This is a genomic window from Agarivorans aestuarii (genome assembly GCF_019670125.1).
GTDB classification, from domain to species: domain Bacteria; phylum Pseudomonadota; class Gammaproteobacteria; order Enterobacterales; family Celerinatantimonadaceae; genus Agarivorans; species Agarivorans aestuarii.
Window position 1 is genome coordinate 3,870,599 of record NZ_AP023033.1, and the last position, 18,028, is coordinate 3,888,626.

The 18,028-nt window shown below is 44.7% G+C and carries 16 protein-coding genes; 11 read left to right on the forward strand and 5 right to left on the reverse strand.

Annotation, left to right across the window (positions count from 1 at the left end):
• Genes K5609_RS17945 through K5609_RS17955 form a run of 3 tightly spaced genes read left to right on the forward strand, consistent with a single transcriptional unit; the run spans position 1 to position 1,525 of the window.
• Entirely contained in the window at positions 1-456 is a 456-nt protein-coding gene (locus K5609_RS17945) for a hypothetical protein (protein ID WP_221074836.1), read from the forward strand.
• A complete protein-coding gene (locus K5609_RS17950) occupies positions 453-1,064 on the forward strand; it encodes an SCO family protein (RefSeq protein ID WP_221074837.1) in 612 nt (203 codons plus the stop codon). Before K5609_RS17945 ends, K5609_RS17950 begins: the two co-directional genes overlap by 4 nt.
• A 14-nt stretch (positions 1,065-1,078) precedes the next feature.
• Positions 1,079-1,525, forward strand: coding sequence for a copper chaperone PCu(A)C (locus tag K5609_RS17955; protein ID WP_221074838.1), 447 nt, complete (start codon positions 1,079-1,081; stop codon positions 1,523-1,525).
• 48 nt (positions 1,526-1,573) lie between these two features.
• Here the strand turns inward: K5609_RS17955 and K5609_RS17960 are convergent, their stop codons facing one another.
• Positions 1,574-2,779, reverse strand: a complete 1,206-nt coding sequence (locus tag K5609_RS17960) for a cyclic di-GMP phosphodiesterase (RefSeq protein ID WP_221074839.1) — start codon at positions 2,777-2,779, stop codon at positions 1,574-1,576.
• Positions 2,780-2,919: 140 nt separating this feature from the next.
• The gene (locus K5609_RS17965) at positions 2,920-3,342 is read right to left on the reverse strand and encodes a GAF domain-containing protein (protein ID WP_221074840.1); all 423 of its coding nucleotides are present in this window, start codon (positions 3,340-3,342) and stop codon (positions 2,920-2,922) included.
• A 96-nt stretch (positions 3,343-3,438) separates the two neighbouring features.
• Between K5609_RS17965 and K5609_RS17970 the strand changes: the two genes are divergently transcribed.
• A complete protein-coding gene (locus K5609_RS17970; protein ID WP_221074841.1) occupies positions 3,439-4,236 on the forward strand; it encodes a sterol desaturase family protein in 798 nt (265 codons plus the stop codon).
• A 149-nt stretch (positions 4,237-4,385) separates the two neighbouring features.
• A complete protein-coding gene (locus K5609_RS17975; RefSeq protein WP_221074842.1) occupies positions 4,386-5,294 on the forward strand; it encodes a LysO family transporter in 909 nt (302 codons plus the stop codon).
• Between the two features lie 4 nt (positions 5,295-5,298).
• Here K5609_RS17975 and arcB read toward each other — a convergent pair whose 3' ends face one another.
• The gene (gene arcB, locus K5609_RS17980; protein WP_221074843.1) at positions 5,299-7,641 is read right to left on the reverse strand and encodes an aerobic respiration two-component sensor histidine kinase ArcB; all 2,343 of its coding nucleotides are present in this window, start codon (positions 7,639-7,641) and stop codon (positions 5,299-5,301) included.
• A gap of 169 nt (positions 7,642-7,810) precedes the next feature.
• Here arcB and folE2 point away from each other — a divergent pair, with 169 nt between their 5' ends.
• Positions 7,811-8,737, forward strand: a complete 927-nt coding sequence (gene folE2 / locus K5609_RS17985; RefSeq protein WP_221074844.1) for a GTP cyclohydrolase FolE2 — start codon at positions 7,811-7,813, stop codon at positions 8,735-8,737.
• A gap of 8 nt (positions 8,738-8,745) precedes the next feature.
• On the opposite strand, the gene K5609_RS17990 is transcribed toward folE2, so the two are convergent.
• Both K5609_RS17990 and mnmL read right to left on the reverse strand, forming a co-directional pair.
• Positions 8,746-10,563, reverse strand: a complete 1,818-nt coding sequence (locus K5609_RS17990) for a sensor domain-containing diguanylate cyclase (RefSeq protein ID WP_221074845.1) — start codon at positions 10,561-10,563, stop codon at positions 8,746-8,748.
• A gap of 101 nt (positions 10,564-10,664) precedes the next feature.
• Entirely contained in the window at positions 10,665-11,579 is a 915-nt protein-coding gene (mnmL, locus tag K5609_RS17995; protein WP_221074846.1) for a tRNA modification radical SAM protein MnmL/YtqA, read from the reverse strand.
• Between the two features lie 320 nt (positions 11,580-11,899).
• On the opposite strand from mnmL, the gene K5609_RS18000 reads away from it, so the two are divergent.
• From K5609_RS18000 to K5609_RS18020, 5 genes are all read left to right on the forward strand, one after another.
• The gene (locus K5609_RS18000) at positions 11,900-12,277 is read left to right on the forward strand and encodes a DUF2750 domain-containing protein (RefSeq protein WP_221074847.1); all 378 of its coding nucleotides are present in this window, start codon (positions 11,900-11,902) and stop codon (positions 12,275-12,277) included.
• A 125-nt stretch (positions 12,278-12,402) separates the two neighbouring features.
• Positions 12,403-13,689 carry a tyrosine--tRNA ligase gene (gene tyrS / locus K5609_RS18005; protein WP_221074848.1) on the forward strand — a complete coding sequence of 429 codons (1,287 nt, stop codon included), beginning with the start codon at positions 12,403-12,405 and terminating at the stop codon, positions 13,687-13,689.
• Between the two features lie 308 nt (positions 13,690-13,997).
• Positions 13,998-15,329 carry an RICIN domain-containing protein gene (locus K5609_RS18010; RefSeq protein WP_221074849.1) on the forward strand — a complete coding sequence of 444 codons (1,332 nt, stop codon included), beginning with the start codon at positions 13,998-14,000 and terminating at the stop codon, positions 15,327-15,329.
• 55 nt (positions 15,330-15,384) lie between these two features.
• Complete coding sequence (aldA, locus tag K5609_RS18015; protein ID WP_221074850.1) at positions 15,385-16,830, forward strand: aldehyde dehydrogenase; 1,446 nt, start codon at positions 15,385-15,387, stop codon at positions 16,828-16,830.
• Between the two features lie 406 nt (positions 16,831-17,236).
• A complete protein-coding gene (locus tag K5609_RS18020; protein ID WP_221074851.1) occupies positions 17,237-17,983 on the forward strand; it encodes a hypothetical protein in 747 nt (248 codons plus the stop codon).
• Positions 17,984-18,028 lie beyond the last annotated feature (45 nt).

The window sequence follows — 18,028 nt, forward strand, 5'->3', positions numbered from 1 at the left end:
TTGGTTGGTTTAACTAAGAAATTATTACTGGTATTAGCAGTTATTGCTGGCGCTTTTGGACTTGGCATCGGTGTAAGTTATTGGCAACAACAACAGCTTGAAGCACTAAACTTTGAGCACTGCCAACAATTGCATAATGGTCGCTGTGAGTGGCAAGTTGATGAGCAAACATGGCAATTAACTTTACCTAGTGACCAACTTCCCGCCATGTTAAGCCAGCATTTTGAGTTAAACACCAATCAGGAAAACCCTCCAAGCCTAGAACTCCGTTTACAAGGGATAGAAATGTACATGGGTGAAATCAAGCTGCAGCTCGAGCCCAACGAAAATGGTCACTATCAATCGGATATTTTGCTGCCGATTTGTAACACTGGAAAAATGCGCTGGCGAGCAGAAATTGTTTCTTTAGACCCCACCCAACCTGTTGCTCTTAGTTTTGAGGTAGATAGCCAATGAAATACCTAGCATGGATTGCTCTAATTATTGTTAGTGGATTAGCCGGAGTTATGAGTTTTCAATGGTTTTCTGCAGACTCTAGCCCTAAACAAGCAGCGGTAAGCAATAAGGTGATTACTACCGTACCGGCCAACTTGTTCAAAATAGCCAGCAGTGATGGGCGCTTTACCGAGTTAAACCAGAATAAGCAGCTTTATATCGCTTACTTTGGCTTTACCCATTGCCCAGACGTTTGCCCAACGTCTTTAGCGGTACTTAGCGCCGCTTTGCAAGGTATATCGGAGCCACAACGCCAGCAGCTTCAAAGCCTATTTGTAAGTGTTGATCCCAAACGTGATGACCCAGAAACCGTCAGCACCTATGCCGGCTATTTTCATCCTGATATTGTCGGGTTAAGCCCACAGGAAGGTCAGCTATTAGGCTTAACCCAAAGCTTGGGGGTATATTATAAGTATGTAGATATTCCCGACTCACAACTGGAATACAGCGTTGACCACAACTCATTTTTTTACTTCTTAAATGCTAAAGGCGAGTTACTAGCGAAGGTGCCACACACCCTAGACCCACAGCCTTTAGTAGCCAAAATTCAACAATTACTTCCCCAATAAAATAAGGATTAACAATGCGCTCAATCTTGCTCGCTCTCAGTCTTTTATTTAGCTTTAATCTGGCCGCCAATCAAGCCGCCATAACAGTAAGCGAGGCTTATGCGAGAGCCACTCCACCTAATGCGCCCACCAGCGCTATCTTCCTGAAAATGAGCAATACCAGTGAACAAGAGGTGAGCTTGGTATCTGCTAGCACGCCTGCGGCGGGTCGTGTGGAATTGCATACCATGTTAATGGACGGCGATGTGATGCAAATGCGCCAAGTTAAGCAAATAGAGGTCGCTTCGGGGAAAGTTGTAGAGTTAAAGCCTGGTGGTTTGCACCTAATGTTGTTTGACCTACAAACGAAATTTGCTGAGGGTGAAGAGCTAGCGTTAAAGCTGGTTTTTTCTGATGGCAGCCAGCAACAGCTCACTGTGCCAGTTAAAAAAGTAATGCACAAAATGAAGCACCATCACTAAACAATCTTTAATGGGATTAGGCAAAGCTTAATCCCTTTTAATATTTGGCTATTCAGACAAGTATCTGTCTAAGGATATTCCGTAGTCACGCGCCGATACCGAGCTTTCTATTTCCTCATGTGAGAACTTACTTAAATCGAGAAGTTTCACTTCAGTGTGGGTATTGGTTAGGGTATTGAAAACCTGCTTAATCACTGGCTGTAGAGGTTTAAGCTCATTACGTTCTACCACCACTCCCAATTTCCCAGACTTCAATTTAACCAAGGTACCAACCGGGTACACGCCCATACAGCGGATAAACTTTTCTACTAATACCTTATCAAACTGCGTGCCTACACCCGAGAGTAAAATACGGAAAGCAGCAGTAGGTGGCATGCCACTTTTATAGACTCGGTCAGCGGTCAGTGCATCGTAACAATCAACAATGTTAGCCATACGAGTATAAGCAGATAACTGGTCGCCCTTTAATTGGTTAGGGTATCCAAGGCCATCTAAACGCTCGTGGTGATTGCTGGCGATCTCCAGCATGATATTACTAATGCCTTCTTGAGCCTTTAGAATATTATGGCTATGCACCACGTGCTCTCGCATGATAACAAACTCGTCGTCAGTAAGTTTGCCGGGTTTATGCAAGATTTCATCAGGCGTATTGATTTTGCCAATATCGTGCAGCATTCCGCCCATTAGCAGCTGTTTTTGTTTGGCTTTATTCAAGCCCAGCGAGCGCCCAAAATATGCCAGTAGCATTCCCACGTTAAGAGAATGCTCCATTAGGTATTTGTCTTTGGCGCGAATTTTGGCCAAACACAACATGGCGTTGCTTTGGTTTTCGAGTGAATCAATTAAACCTTCGGCAGCTTTCTCCATTGGTTCAATATCAATGGGTTCGCCTTGTTGTAACTGCTTAAAGTATTTCGACTGTAAACTTTTAGCTTCATTAAACAGCTTTTTTGCCGCTTGCTTTTCGCTTTCGCCGCTACGCTTCTTGGGTTTGCTACTTGAGCTGCTTATTTCGGTAGATTTTTGATCCAAGTCCTGTTCAGCAAATACGCTTCTGGACCAATCAACATTTACAACTTTTACCCCTTTATTCTTTAGAACTGTAACTTGCTTCGCCTGAGTAATACGCCCAGATTGAGCAATGCTGGTTTTGCCGGTTTGGCTGGTGATGGATACAACAAACATACCTTCTTTTAGGGCATCAATGTTGATAGTTCTTATATCGGCTTTAGGGCTGGTCATACTGCTTGGCAATCACTCATCCAAATTACGGCTAAAGTTAGAAAACACTGCTTTAAACATACTAAAGCAATCGAAAAAAATAGCCTTGCTAAGAAGTGTAGAATGTTATCGCTATCAAAAAAGGGAAACGAAATGTAAATTTTTTAACAAGTTTAATCAACTGCTAAATCTGCCTGTTTTAAGTACTCATTGGCTAGCATTTGAATTTTATCCATATCATTATCTGAGAACCCTTGCTTCTTTGGTTCTAAAGAGGAGAAATTAAGTGTTCCAATAATTTCACCACGCTTGACTAAGGGAATACCAATATAGCTTTCTAAATGCATTGCTTGATAACAAGGGTGCAAGCACATATCAGTCATCGCTCCTACTTGTTGATAAGCCAATATCTTTTCTTGACTGATTACGTCAGCGCAGTAGGTCATGTCTACTGGAAACTCATCCCCAGCGCGCACTAAATCAAGGCTAGAGTATGCTGCAAGCACTACATAACGATTATCTTGAATATTGCTGATAATACCCAGTTGCATGTCAAAAGTTTGAGCTGCATCCTTCAACCACTGTTGCACGTCCATAGCTAACTCCAAAAATCAAACAAAGCTTTTTAACAATAAACTAATCTTAGTTCAGATTTGTTTGTTGTTTTAACGATGCTTAGTATACTTTGGTCCATGCAAACACTCGAGCTTTGGCGTTTAGTAATTTTTGTAGGGCTATTGGCCCTTTTTATGCTGCTTGAGCTAGCTTGGCCAAGGCATCAGCGCAGCATTCCCCGCAGCCAACGCTGGCCGGCAAACTTGGGTTTAATTTTACTTAATAGCTTGTGTTTAAAGCTGGTATTTCCAATTACCACATTAGCTATGGCTAGCTGGGCTAAGCACCAGCAATGGGGTTTGTTTAATCAACTAGAACTAAACGCTTGGTTCGTCGCGCCTATTTGCGTTGTGCTGCTAGATTTAGCCATTTACTGGCAGCATAGGCTATTTCACACTCTTCCTTGGCTGTGGCGGATTCATCGCATGCATCATGTAGACCCTGATTACGACGTAAGCCTTGGGCTACGCTTTCACCCCATTGAAATAATCTTGTCGATGCTGATCAAGCTTGGGTTGATTTTGTTGTTAGGCGTACCGGTATTAGCGGTGTTTTTGTTTGAAGTGATACTCAACGCTATGGCGATGTTTAATCACAGCAACCTAAAGCTTCCTTTAAGGCTGGATGGCATATTAAGAAAACTAGTAGTGACTCCTGATATGCATCGAGTACATCACTCTCAGCACTATCATGAACACAACGCCAATTACGGTTTTAACCTGGCTATATGGGATAGGATATTTGGAACATATTTGGCTCAACCTAAAGATGGCCATGAGAAACTAAAATTTGGCTTAAGCCACTGGCCCAATGCTAAAGATAACCGCCAACTCAAAGGCTTGTTAAGCCTGCCGTTTCGCTCAGCTAATAAATAAATTAAAGCCAATCAGCAATAGATTAATCAGCCCTATTTAAGGCCTCTAGTACATCGAAGACTTCGCCAAAAACCATTTTACAAAACTCCACTTGGAGAGTCGTTCACTTCCTTGCTATATTTCAGCTCCGCGCGAATAAGGAAATAGAGATGTATAGCAGCTTATTGATGATTTTAGGAGCATTAGTTGTCGGTTACATGATTCCCGTAAAACATCCCTCGGCCTTAGTTACCATTCGCCGACTAAGTAGCTGGATGCTCTACTTGATTCTCTTTTTGATGGGTTATGGTTTGGCCTTTATTGATAACCTTGGCCAAAACATTATTCAGCTATTTAGCCAAAGTGCTGTGTTAGTGGGTTTATTGCTTATCTTTAACCTGAGTGCGCTGTACTTTGTGGGTCGCTATTTGGCAATGCCAACCGCTGAACCGATACACAAAAAAAGTAATAACAAACTCGCTATGTTTAAAGAACCGGCTTTACTTATTGCTCTACTGTTATTCGGTTTAGTTGCGGGTCTGGCTTATCAACAGCAATTACCCGCTCAATCAGTATTGGCCGAATACGCGCTTATTCTGCTAATTTTTTGTATTGGTATCGAGCTACGCAGTGCTGGGATTAGTGTTCGCCAAATGCTACTTAACCGACGCGGCTTAATTATTGCCCTAGTTTTGGTACTGAGCTCATTGCCAGCAGGCGCCATTACTGCGTACTTGTTCGACTTACCACTAAACCTAGGTTTAGCCATGAGCAGCGGCTTTGGTTGGTATTCACTATCGGGTGCCTTGCTAAGTAAAGCAGCCACTCCGTTAATCGGCAGCACCGCCTTTTTTGCCGATTTAAGCCGTGAGCTAATCACCCTGCTACTAATCCCAGTTTTAATGCAACGCTCACCCGCTGCCACTATTGGTTATGCTGGGGCTACCGCAATGGACTTCTCTCTGCCTATGCTGCAGCGAGCAGGCGGCAACCAATTAGTACCGGTTGCCATCGCCAGTGGCTTTATTCTTAGCCTGCTCTGCCCGCTAATGATTTTATTGCTGGTTAACTTTGCTTAAGGCTTTAATCAGGCTTGTTAAAGTCGGCAACTGCCTTATCTAGTAGCTTCAAATCTTCTGGGTAATCGTGGCTAAGTTGGTGAATCCAGTCTTCCACGTTATCCCACCAGGCGGGTAATTCTGGTGATTGGATCTTATTGGCTAAACGTTGGATCCTCGCCAAACCTATCGAGCCGGCTGCGCCCTTAATTTTGTGGGCCTCAGAAGCAATGCCGTCTTGGTCTTTAGCAAACAAGTTGCTCTCGAGTACTTTCATATAATCAGGCATTACTTGCTTGAACAAATTGATGCTGTCGTTAAGCACTGTTACCCCAATGGTCTCACAGAACTGCTCCACCAAATCTAAATCCAAAATGGGCATGGAGCTGCGACTTAATGCTTGCTTGGGGCTTACCGTTGGCTCAGCTTCTGGCTCTTCACCAATCGCAAATACACTGTTAAAGCAATGCACTACCGCATTGCGGTTAATTGGTTTGTGAATAACATCAACCATGCCGGCTTTGGCAAATTCGCTTTTACTGTTTACTACATTGGCGGTAAGCGCCACCAAAGGCGGTAAATGTTGCTGGGCAAACTGCTCGTGCCAGCGCTTGGCAATATCAAAACCACTCATATCTGGCAGCTGAATATCTAATAACACCAAGTCAAAGTTATCTGGGTCAAACACCTCAATAGCCTGTTCACCGCTCATGGCCACCTCAACGTAGTGGCCAAGTTTTTCGAGTAAGGCTTTAGCAATGGTGACATTTAGCTCTACGTCTTCAACTAATAGTATGTCTAGCGGTGGATGGTCTATTTGTTCAGCTTCGTCGGGAATGGCATCCAGTGTCACTTTTAGCTTAACGCTGAAACATGAGCCCTCACCCTCTTTGCTGCTTACGCTAATGTCTCCGCCCATTGCCCTTACCAACTGACGAGACACCGACAAACCAATACCAGTTCCGGTAGCTGATTTACTGCCTTCAACCTGATAGTACATAGCGAAGATTTCTTCTAGCTGATCTTGCGGAATACCTGGGCCGGTATCCTCAATGATTAACTCCAGTTGCACTTCTTGCTCAGATAAAGGCTCGGCTTTTATGGTTAAGGCGACTTCACCCTGCTCGGTAAACTTAACCGCGTTATGGGTTAAATTCCACAGCACTTGGCGCAAGCGCGTTGGGTCACCCATGATGCTATTGGGAATAGGGCCTATTTGCTCAAAGCGAAAGGCTAAGCCCTTACTTTGTAACTGCATTTTAGTGAGTGTTTCAATGTCGGTCACTAGCGCTTTAAAGTCCATTGGCTCTAGCGACACCGCAAATCGGCGCCTATCTAACTTATCTAGGTCAATAATATCGTTGAAGATATTTCCTAAGGTAGTGGCGCTTAATAAGATGGTCTTTACATGTTTACGCTGATCATCATTAAGCGGGGTATCTAGCAGCATTTGGCTTAAACCCACTACTCCATTGAGCGGTGTGCGCAGCTCGTGGCTAAGGGTAGAGATGAACTGGGTTTTATCGCGGTTGGCTTTCTCAATGCTAGCTTGCTGGCGCATTCTCTCAGTAATGTCTCGACCAAAGCCCAGCAAACCCAAGCGGTTACCATTGCGTCCGTAAAACGGCACTTTTCGCAGTTCAAAAAAGGCTTTGCGTCCATCAGGATATTCTAACCACTGCTCGTAAGTGAGCTGCTCATCGTTGTCGAATACCTGATGATCTGTTTCAACAATTTTATCGGCAATATCTTCCGGGTAAACATCGTAGGGCGTTAAACCGATTAGCTGCTTTTCGGAACGCCCTACCAATTGCTCTAAAGCCAGGTTACAGCCCGAGAATTGTCCTTGCTCATTACGGTAATACACCAGGTCGGGAGAGCTATCGATAAAACTGCGCAGCAATGCAGAGTGTTCTTCTAACTCTTGTTGAGCACGTTGACGCTGCTTTATTTCTTGCTCTAGCTTGGTCATTGCTTGACGGCGCGCTGCCTCGGCTTTCTCGCGCTCGTCAATCTCCTTGTTAAGCTGGCTAATGTTGGCTTTAAGCTTGTTGGTAAGTTGCAGATCGCGAGAGCGCATCTTCTCTAACTTGCGGATCATTTTACTTAAGCGCTGGCGAGAGTCTTCTATTTGCTCAACGACCACCGACATGAAAAACACCGCCCAAGGTGTGATAATTAAACCAAAGAATACAGAGCGAACTAAATCCACTGAGGATACATTACCGGTAAGTGCTAAGGTCACACTCATCTGTATCGCCAAAGCCACCAGTATAATGGCGCTGGCTAAGCTAATGGTGAATTTAACAACGCCCAATCGAGATAATAAATGAACGTAATAAGTGGCGAGATTTTTCAGTGGCGTCATTAAGCCCGATTCCTTTTCTAGCGCGAGCAAGCTAAGCAAATGTTAGCTAATCCATAATATAAAGATGGTTAATATTAACTTAGCTTTTATGGTATAACAGCCCATCTTTTTGATGTCATCTAAATGCAATGAGCCTAGCTCAAGCATCCCCTTGTGGAGTACTAAGTGCATGTCTACAGCAATGCCTGACGTAGCAAACTCAAGCCGCGCCCAAACCGAAGGAAAACTCGATTGGGTAGGTATGAGCCAAATTGAAATGCCCATTATGCTGGCATTTGAAGCACAAGCAGCTAGCCGCGTAAGTGCTAAAATTGAAGCCTTTGTTAGCTTAGATGACCCACAAGCAAAAGGCATTCACATGTCTCGCTTGTATCTGATATTGGACCAATTATCTAACGAAGGTGTGTTGGATTATGCGGGATTACACCGCGTTTTGGATCAGTTTATTGAAAGTCATCAAGATTTAAGTGACCAAGCGCAGGTTCGCTTTAGTTTTGACTATCATTTACGCCGGAAATCGCTGTTGTCAGGCAAAACGGGATGGAAGGCTTACCCGATTTCAATCACCGCCACACGCCACCAGCAACAAACCACCATCGAGCTAGAAATAGAGGTTCCGTATTCATCCACCTGCCCTTGCTCGGCTGCACTATCGCGCCAGCTTATTCAGCAGGCCTTCAAACAACAATTTGCCGATGAGCAAGTTTCCAGTGAAGCGGTGCATCATTGGCTTGGCAGCAATGAAGGCATAGTCGCAACGCCGCACAGCCAGCGCAGTATTGCTCAGCTCAAAGTAAAAATTAGCCAGGAGCAGCGAGACATTCCGATTATTAGCTTAATTGATGAAGTGGAAAGCAGCTTAAAAACCCCAGTACAAGCCGCGGTTAAACGCGAAGACGAGCAAGAATTTGCCCGCCTTAATGGTCAAAATCTAATGTTTTGTGAAGACGCCGCTCGCCGCCTACAACATAGTTTAAATGGCCGTGACGACTTAGTGGATTTTTGGCTAAGAGTAAATCACTTGGAAAGCTTGCATGCTCATGACGCAGTCAGTGTAGTGACCAAAGGAATAGAACAAGGATACAGCGCCTATTAGGGGAGCCTCTAGGGCGCTGCTTTTACGTCCTCAATCGCGCTATCACCAGCACTGCAGTATCGTGCTTTACCTTGATGTTTAGCCCGATAAAGCTGTAAATCTGCCACCCTTACCAGCTCGCCGTAATCCACCCCTTGTTGTGGAATAACACTGGCCACTCCAATACTCACCGACACAAAATCACTAACATCAGAAAACGCGTGAGGGATTTTTGCTTGCTCCATATTGTTTAATACAGTTTCGGCTATCTGCTTAGCACCTTCGCAGCCGGTGTTAGGCAACAAAATAGCAAACTCTTCACCGCCGTAACGGGCCACTAAATCGGAACCTCGCTTCACTGAGCGGCTTATTAACTTAGCCACTTGTCGCAGGGCTTCGTCGCCTTGTTGGTGGCCGTAGTTGTCGTTATATTGCTTGAAGCAGTCAATATCCAGTAATAACAAACTTAACTCTATCCCTTCACGACGATGGGTTAACCACAGCTGCTGTAGTTTTTCATCAAAGCTACGACGGTTGGCTACTTGGGTTAAGCTGTCGATAAAGCTAAGTTCTTGTAACTGCATAATTGCGTCAGCCAATTGCTGCTCTGTGGCTTTACGCTCAGTGACATCACGCGTGATAAAGATAATGCCGCGCTCGCCACTCACATCATCAAAATACGGGCCTTTAATTACTTCATACCAAATTTGATGACCATCATCTAAATACACCAGCTCTTCATAACGAAGCGGCTTACCGTCTTCAAGGATCTGTCGGTTTTGCAGTTGATGTTGTTCTAGCTGTTCTTCACTCAAGACCTCTGTAAGGTGCTTACCTAAAAGCTCATCGCTGGTATAGCCAAACATTTTTGCGAAGGGTTCGTTCCCGCCAACAAAGTTACCCTTATCATCAATAAAACCCAGTGGATCGGGAGTGGAGTTAAACACCGTGCGAATAAGGTTGTTTTGCCGTCCTAACTCTTTCTCAGAGCTGATTCGGTTTTGGTTTTCGTGCTCCAGTTTACGGTTAAGCTCGTGCCACTTGGTTACGTCGTAAGACACATTAAGCACACCGGTTACTTCATCTTGTTGGTTCTTAAGTGGATAGACATTGTTTTGCAGCAAAATTTGTCGGCTATCTGGGGCACTAAACCATTCGGTATGTTGGCAAGGCTCGCCCGCTAGCACCTGATCATCGTAGGTTTGGCTGCGTTCTAATTCATTGCGGGTTAAAAAATCACTCAGTTTCTTACCAGTAAGTTCGCCCGGCTTTAAGCCATGAAAACCCGCCCATGCCTGATTACAGCCCAGTAAGCGCTCATTAGCATCTTTAAAATAAATAAATTCTGGAATGGAATTAAGCACGTTAGCAAACAGTTTTTGCTCTTGCTCAATCCTATTTAAATAAGAATAACCTTGAGCATTTTCGTAAGCATTAATGAACCACACTTCTCGGCCATTATGCGCAGTTAAACTGGCGTAAAGCAGCAAAACCCGCGTTTGCTGAGGGAAACTCACCAGCCAGTGAACACCTTCAATGTTAGCTGAGGACTGATGGGGCTTTAGTAACTCTAACAATTGTTCAAGGTGGGCTGAATCGGAAAATTGCCAATGTTTACCATTGTTAGCTAATTGCAATAACTCACATACACGAGGATTGGCAAAAATAACCTGTTTGGCTTCTAGGTCAATCATCAGCTGAGCAGCCGGCGACTTCACCATTGCAGCACGTTGGGCGCGCACTTTTCTGCGAGCTAAGGCCCACATAGTAATAACTATAACTAGCAGTATGCTTAGAAGCGCAATAGTAGCCTGCATCCAGACTGTAGGGTAAAAACTTTCGTGCATCGATTGTCCATTTTTTCTGCAACCGAAGCTACTTTACCTGATTATATGACATAAGAAAATAATCATTTACTAAACAAGCAATTAGCTCACATTTAGCTTACTCAATTACTGGCTAGCGCGCTGCCTTGTGGGCCCTCGCCAGCCAGTTTTTTAGCAATATCGGTTAGGGCTAACCATTTGTTTTGGCACCAATTTGGCGCCAGTAAAACCGGAGGTCTAGCGTGAGCACTCACTCGATGATAGACCACATGAGCAGGGGTATGGCGAATCAACTTTACCGCTTGCTCAACATAGTGCTGCTGAGTCATGGTCTCTAAACGGCCCGCTTGCCAAGCTTTAGCCATGGTGCTTCCCTCAACCACGTGTAAGGGATGCAGCTTAATGCCGGCAATATCTTCGGCCAAAACCGCCTTAAGCGACTGCATATAGTGCTCAGGCTGTTCGCCAGGTAAACCCAAAATAAGGTGGGCACATACTTTTAAACCATGCTGGTGAGCACGTGCGACCGCCTGTTGAAACGCGGAAAAATCATGGCCGCGATTAATCTTCTTTAAGGTCTCATCATGGGAAGTTTGTACCCCGAGTTCTAGCCAAACTTCCTTCCCCTGAGTTTGGTATTCGGCCAACATCTCTAACACCGCATCAGGCACACAGTCTGGGCGAGTACCGATGCACAAGCCCACAACAGAGTCGTCAGCAAGAGCCTGTTGATACATATTTCGCAAGTATTCTACTTCAGCATAGGTGCTGGTATAGGCTTGAAAATAGGCCAGATAACGAATGTCTTTATGCTTTAACTCGGCTTTGCGAGCATCGAGCTGCTCACCTATCGGCATCATATGCTGCTGCGGTTTAACAAAGGCATCTACGTTACAAAAAGTACAACCGCCCTTGCCAATGCTGCCGTCACGATTTGGGCAGGTAAAATCACCATCCACACTAAGCTTACGAACCTTGCCACCAAACTGTTGCTTAAGATGACGACCTAAAGTATTTACGTATAAATCTAACTGCACAACAACCACTCAATACTGAAAACTTAGGCCAAGCCTAAAACGGCCAGCAGTTTAGCCAATAGCCAAGCTCGCCGCTTAGTTGTAGATCAAGAGAAGCTAAAATTTAATCATCAACTGGTGCTAGGGTCTGTTGACCTTCCGAGCTGATTTTTGCTGCAGCTTCGAAGGCAGTGGTTTTGAAGGATAGTTCGCCTAGTTGATACGCCGATAAGGCAGCTGAATTGAGCAACAAACGCTGCCGAAGGCTTTAGCAAAGATCAACAGCGCTTAATGAAGCTGCTATACTACGCGCCGCCCACTAGTCGCACCCAGGAATAAACATGAGCACTCAAGCATTGATCGAGGCAAACGACCGTCTCACTACCAAGCAGCGTTATCAAAGCTTTATCGAACAAACTTGCAAGAGCCAACAGGTTTGGACCTTAAGTGATGAGCAAGGTTGTTTGATTATCGAAACTGGTGATGAAAAAGTATTACTACTTTGGAGCGAGCAAGCACTTGCCGAACACTGGGCCAGTAAAGACCACGCAAACTTTAAAGCCCTCGCCATTAGTTTGAGTGACTTGACCGAGAAATGGCTCCCTGGAATGGCCAACGATGGTTTTGACCTAGCAGTGGCACCTAGCTTTGCCGGTGAAGGCACAATTGTTGCGCCCTTAGATCTTGCCGACGAGCTTAGCAGCGGGAAAATTAAGTAAGCCGAGTATTTAGCGCGCTTAAGTCCACTAAGCAGTTTTTTTAGCAAGGACTTAAGTGTAGAATCTTCGGCTCGAAAATTGTTCATAGCGCCCAAACGGGTACAGAAATACATACAGGTTAAATTATGACGACAACGGTTAATCCATTATTAGAAGATTTGAAGGCGCGCGGCCTAGTTGCTCAATGCACTGCCGATGAAGAACTGGCCGAACACCTTTCTAGTGGAGCCCGCACCCTGTATTGTGGTTTCGACCCTACAGCCGACAGCTTGCACATTGGCAGCCTAGTACCGCTACTTATGCTTAAACGCTTTCAACAGGCTGGCCACAAACCTTTAGCCCTAGTGGGTGGAGCTACTGGCTTAATTGGTGACCCAAGCTTTAAAGCCGCTGAGCGTAAACTAAACAGCGATGACGTAGTTACCGGTTGGGTTGGCAAACTGCAAAAGCAAGTAAGCCAATTTATTGAATTTGGCGAACAAGACAATGCTGCCAAGGTAATTAATAACCTTGATTGGATTGGTCAAGTTAACGTGATTGATTTCATGCGTAACGTGGGCAAGCACTTTAGCGTTAACGCGATGATCAAGAAAGAGTCAGTTAAACAGCGTATCGACCGCGATGAATCTGGCATTTCATTCACCGAATTTAGCTACATGCTGCTGCAATCTTACGACTTTGCAGAGCTTAGCGACAAAGAAAACACCACCCTACAAATTGGTGGTTCAGATCAGTGGGGCAACATCACTGGTGGTATCGACTTAGCACGCCGCATGTACAGCAACAAAGTTTACGGCTTAACCATGCCGCTAGTCACTAAAGCTGATGGCACCAAGTTTGGTAAAACTGAAACAGGCACCATTTGGTTAGACCCTAAGCGCACCTCGCCTTACGCCTTCTACCAGTTCTGGATTAACACCGCAGACGCCGACGTATATTCGTTCTTGCGTTACTTCACCTTTATCGATGTAGCCGAAATTGCCACCATTGAAGAGCGTGATAAAGCCGCCCAAGGTCGCCCAGAAGCGCAAGGTATTTTAGCCAAAGAAGTCACTCGTTTAGTTCATGGCGAAGAAGGCTTAGTCTCAGCAATGCGGATTACTCAAGCGCTATTCTCTGGCGACTTAGCCTCTCTCAGTGAGTCAGATTTAGAGCAGCTAGCCCAAGATGGTTTGCCTACCACTCAACTTGAACAAAGCGAAGCTGGTTTAGTTGAGCTACTTACAGCGAGTGAGTTGGCTAAATCAAATAAAATGGCGCGCGAATTTATAGGTAACGGCGCAGTGTCTGTAAACGGCGAAAAGCTAAACGACCCTCAGCTAACCTTGCAAGCCAGCGATGCCTTATACGGTAAGTATTCAGTAGTTAAGCGCGGCAAAAAATTATTCAGTTTGATCATTTGGGCTAAATAATTTTATTGTTATGAGCAATCAGCCACGCTGATTGCTCAATTTATTCCCTTCAACATATTCTCCACCACCTCTGCTGTTGGTATCTACCAGAAAACCTTTTCTGAGTATTCCGATGTCACTTCTTGTTGGCTTCAATCACTCTTCATAAACTCCCCATTGCACTGGTATTTTCCCTAGAAAGCTTTAATTCAAATCTATCTGCACGCGATCTAGTTATCAACCAATTTAAATAAACGTTAACCAGTTTGCAGTTTGAGTTAAAAATGTCTGGCATAATTGGTTTACAAATTTTTACTGTATGAGCCAAAATGCTGTTTAGAAACACTCTATTACTTGCTGCCACTAGCCTGGTTTTTTCCCTTCAAGCTAAAGATTGGGCAGACTACGACGTACCTGCAGACCCTGGATTTGGAAATACTTGGGAGTTAATTGACGCCTTTTCTGACGATTTTAACTACCAAGGAAAAAACCAACAGTTTAGTGAAAAATGGAACGACCATTACCACAATGCTTGGACTGGCCCAGGCTTAACCATATGGAGTTCTGATCACTCTGATGTAGTAGACGGAAAGCTGGTAATTAAAGCCGCCAGAAAACCAGATACCGATAAGGTTCACCTAGGTGTAGTAACTTCTAAAACGCCAATCATCTACCCAGTGTACATGGAAGCCAAAATTAAAGTGGCTAACCAAGTGCTATCGTCTAACTTTTGGTTATTAAGTGCCGATGACAAGCGCGAGCTAGATATATTGGAGATATACGGCAGCGATCGCGCTAACCACCACAAGCATTCTCGCCATGCTAATACCAACTACCATGTATTTATTCGTGATGAGGAAAGCAACGAAATTATCCGAGATATCGGCTCTCAACAGCATCACTTTTTACCAAACGAAGCGCCATATCGCGATAACTTTCATCGCTTTGGCGCATACTGGATCGATCCATGGAATGTCGAGTTTTACATTGATGGACGTTTAGTTCGTCGCTTAAACAAAACTTCACTTAAAGACCCAGAAAATCTTGGTCTAGATCGTGAGATGTTCATGATCATCGACATGGAAGATCACGACTGGCGCTCAAGTGTTGGCCACATCGCTAGCGATGAAGATTTAGCCGATGAAACCAGAAACAAGATGCTAGTGGATTGGGTACGTGTTTACGTGCCAGTAAAAGCCGATGCAAACCAGCAAGAGCTTGGCCCGCTAAAACTCCCGACCGATGCAGCCGGTTTAAGCTTGCGCCACAGCACCAAGTGTTTTGAAATTAGAAACCCTCGCTCAGAAAAAGGCGCGCGTTATCGCCAAAGCTACTGCAGCCATCGTGGCCAACAACAGAAGTTTACTTTTACCGAGCAAGTGAGTGAACAGGGTCAACAAATCAGCATCAAAAACACCGCAAATGATTTTTGTGTTGCAGCGCGAGAAGGCAAACAAGACTTACGCCAACAACCCTGTGATGAGCAATCGGCTGCCCAGTCTTGGCTATTATCAAACCAAGGCCACAATTGGTTCAGCATTAAAAACCTCGCCACTGGTGAATGCCTAGAAATGGCGAAAGGCTCCAAGAAAAATGGCAAAAACTTGTCATTGGGTGAATGTGATGGCTCAGAGCATCAAAGCTTTAAATTCGTAAATTAATGGGAAGGCTAGCCGACCAGCTAGCCATTTACTTCGCTTAAACAATAGGTTGTTCATGAAAAATTATCAGATGTACATCAATGGTAGCTGGCTAGATGCAAAATCAGGAGCACGCGCCGAGGTACTTAACCCTTCAACTGAAGAAGTTATCGCCACTGTCGCTAATGGCGATGAAACCGATGCTGAACTAGCCATGAGCGCAGCAGTAGCAGCACAAAAGCAATGGCGTAAGCTACCTGCTCGCAAACGTGCTGAAAAGCTGTATGAGTTAGTGGCAGAGATTAAAGCTAACCGTGACTTCTTAGCCGAGTTGCTTGTACAAGAACAAGGCAAGTTACTAAAAGTGGCGCGCATGGAAGTAGACGTAACCTGCTCGTTTATTGAATACGCCTGTGAATGGGCACGCCATATTGAAGGCGACATTGTTGAATCAGATAACCCTGACGAGCACATTTGGATCCACAAAGTACCACGCGGTGTGGTGGTAGCGATTACGGCTTGGAACTTCCCGCTAGCCTTGGCTGGTCGAAAAATTGGCCCAGCCTTAGTGGCGGGTAATGCGATTATTGTTAAGCCAACTACCGAAACACCATTAGCAACACTTGAGCTAGCAAAACTGGCCGACAAAGTTGGCTTGCCAAAAGGTTTGTTAAACGTAGTGACGGGCCCAGGTCGTTCTTTAGGCGATGCACTGGTTCGCCACCCAAAGACAGCCATGGTATCAATGACTGGCAGCACTCCAGCTGGCCAAGCCATTGTGCGGGCAGCCTCAGACAACCTCGCTCATGTACAACTAGAGTTGGGCGGTAAAGCACCTTTCATTGTGCTGGAAGACGCCAATATAGATGCGGCAGTAGACGCAGCGCTAAACTCTAAGTTCGATAACTGTGGTCAAGTATGTACTTGTAACGAACGTTTATATGTTCATCAAGCCATCTACACCGAGTTTATGGACAAATTGCTTGCCAAAGTGAAAGCCATAAAGGTTGGTGACCCAATGAACGAAGATAGCGACATGGGGCCAAAAGTAAGCGCTAAAGAGCTAGCCAATATGGAAGCCATGGTTGCTAAAGCCATTGAAGAAGGTGCCACTTTGGTTACTGGTGGTAAACGCTTAAGCGGTGAGGAGTTTGAAAAAGGCTACTGGTTTGAACCCACCGTGTTTACCGGCGTAACCCAAGAGATGAGCCTAGTTCACGAAGAGATCTTTGGCCCTATTTTACCCGTAGTTAAATTTACTGAGTTTGATGAAGTGATTAACTATGCCAACGACTCTGAGTACGGTTTGTCGGCGATGATCTTCACTGATCGAATCAAACTAGTAATGGACTTGGTAAACGACCTTGAATGCGGAGAGATTTATGTAAACCGAGGTCATGGCGAGCAACATCAAGGCTTCCACAATGGCTACAAACTAAGTGGCTCCGGCGGTGAAGATGGCAAATATGGTTTTGAGCAATACCTAGAGAAAAAAACCTTCTACGTAGATTTCTCAAAATAACACTCTTTTCTTAGGAAGTGAGCAAGCAACTTATTAGCAGTGAGTTGCTTGCTACCCGCAGTTTTGAAAATGGAGACCGCAATACCCAATAGCAATAATAATTAAACGCAAATACCAAGGGGATACTATGCTCTACATCGGATTCTTTTTAAGCTTAGTAATGATCTATTTAGGCGTGTTAGAAATCATTCAGCGGCAACGTGAACACTCATAATCATGCATCCGCTGCTTTAGGATTGTAGCCAACAACACCGCTATAAAACGATTAGTGCGGGTTAAGAGCAAGATACTCATTCAACTAAATATTAAGGATAGTTGGACAAGCATTACCCTTCTCACTAATTTTACTCTAAGCCCATGATATGCGATGCTTTAATGAGCTGGCATTACCATGGAAAGTTGCTGAATGAATGTGATAGAAAACAACACCCTCGCAGTGATAGTTCCGCAAATTCAGCTACAACTTGGCTACCAAATTGTTGAATCTGGTCATTCATACTTCTCCATCCAAAGCTTGGTCTCAATTGAAGATTTTCATCACCTTGCAGATTTAATGGAAGGAAATATAGAAGGCCCGCTAAGCAGTCGATTTAGCCAAGAATATATGGCTCTGGCCGTATTAGGTGCGATTCACTATTGGCTGCAAAAAAAGCAATTGAAACCAGATGACCTAAATACCGCCAAGCGCTTATCCACTAAGCTAGGCGACTATCTAAACTCGTTAAGCCAAAAACGAAAAGAGAGTGAAAGTCTCGCGCCACCAGCGCCAGATCAGGCCAATATAGGCGAACATTACTGCCTGTTTGAATTTGCCGATGACTGGCAAATAAAAGTAGGTAAGTGCAGCTCAAACCAAGCCTTCGGTATTTACTTTGTTTGCCCGCTAGTCTGCGATGTGGAGCCGCCGTTAGCATATATGCTGCAACAGATTAATGCTCACACTCAAGCTCTCTCCATTGCCCAGCTTAACGAAGCTGAAGTTAAGCCATGCTTGCAACAAGCACTTAGCAATTGGCTAGCACAATTTAGCCTGCATCACCCTCAGGCAGTGCAATCTTATACGGAATGGGAATTTGAAGAGCTGAGTCTCACCGAGCAAGCATTATGCGAAGTATATTGCCAAGCCCAGACCTTGTTAGACAGCCTAGCCTAGCTCACTGACTATTTGTTTGATTTATGAAACAAAGCCTATTTTGAC

Bases quoted from the DNA above. Each gene is read 5' to 3' on its own strand.
- K5609_RS17950 (WP_221074837.1), top strand. From the start codon at position 453: ATGAAATACCTAGCATGGATTGCTCTAATTATTGTTAGTGGATTAGCC.
- K5609_RS17955 (WP_221074838.1), top strand. From the start codon at position 1,079: ATGCGCTCAATCTTGCTCGCTCTCAGTCTTTTATTTAGCTTTAATCTG.
- K5609_RS17965 (WP_221074840.1), bottom strand. From the start codon at position 3,342: ATGGACGTGCAACAGTGGTTGAAGGATGCAGCTCAAACTTTTGACATG.
- K5609_RS17970 (WP_221074841.1), top strand. From the start codon at position 3,439: ATGCAAACACTCGAGCTTTGGCGTTTAGTAATTTTTGTAGGGCTATTG.
- K5609_RS17975 (WP_221074842.1), top strand. From the start codon at position 4,386: ATGTATAGCAGCTTATTGATGATTTTAGGAGCATTAGTTGTCGGTTAC.
- arcB (WP_221074843.1), bottom strand. From the start codon at position 7,641: ATGACGCCACTGAAAAATCTCGCCACTTATTACGTTCATTTATTATCT.
- folE2 (WP_221074844.1), top strand. From the start codon at position 7,811: ATGTCTACAGCAATGCCTGACGTAGCAAACTCAAGCCGCGCCCAAACC.
- K5609_RS17990 (WP_221074845.1), bottom strand. From the start codon at position 10,563: ATGCACGAAAGTTTTTACCCTACAGTCTGGATGCAGGCTACTATTGCG.
- K5609_RS18000 (WP_221074847.1), top strand. From the start codon at position 11,900: ATGAGCACTCAAGCATTGATCGAGGCAAACGACCGTCTCACTACCAAG.
- tyrS (WP_221074848.1), top strand. From the start codon at position 12,403: ATGACGACAACGGTTAATCCATTATTAGAAGATTTGAAGGCGCGCGGC.
- K5609_RS18010 (WP_221074849.1), top strand. From the start codon at position 13,998: ATGCTGTTTAGAAACACTCTATTACTTGCTGCCACTAGCCTGGTTTTT.
- aldA (WP_221074850.1), top strand. From the start codon at position 15,385: ATGAAAAATTATCAGATGTACATCAATGGTAGCTGGCTAGATGCAAAA.
- K5609_RS18020 (WP_221074851.1), top strand. From the start codon at position 17,237: ATGAATGTGATAGAAAACAACACCCTCGCAGTGATAGTTCCGCAAATT.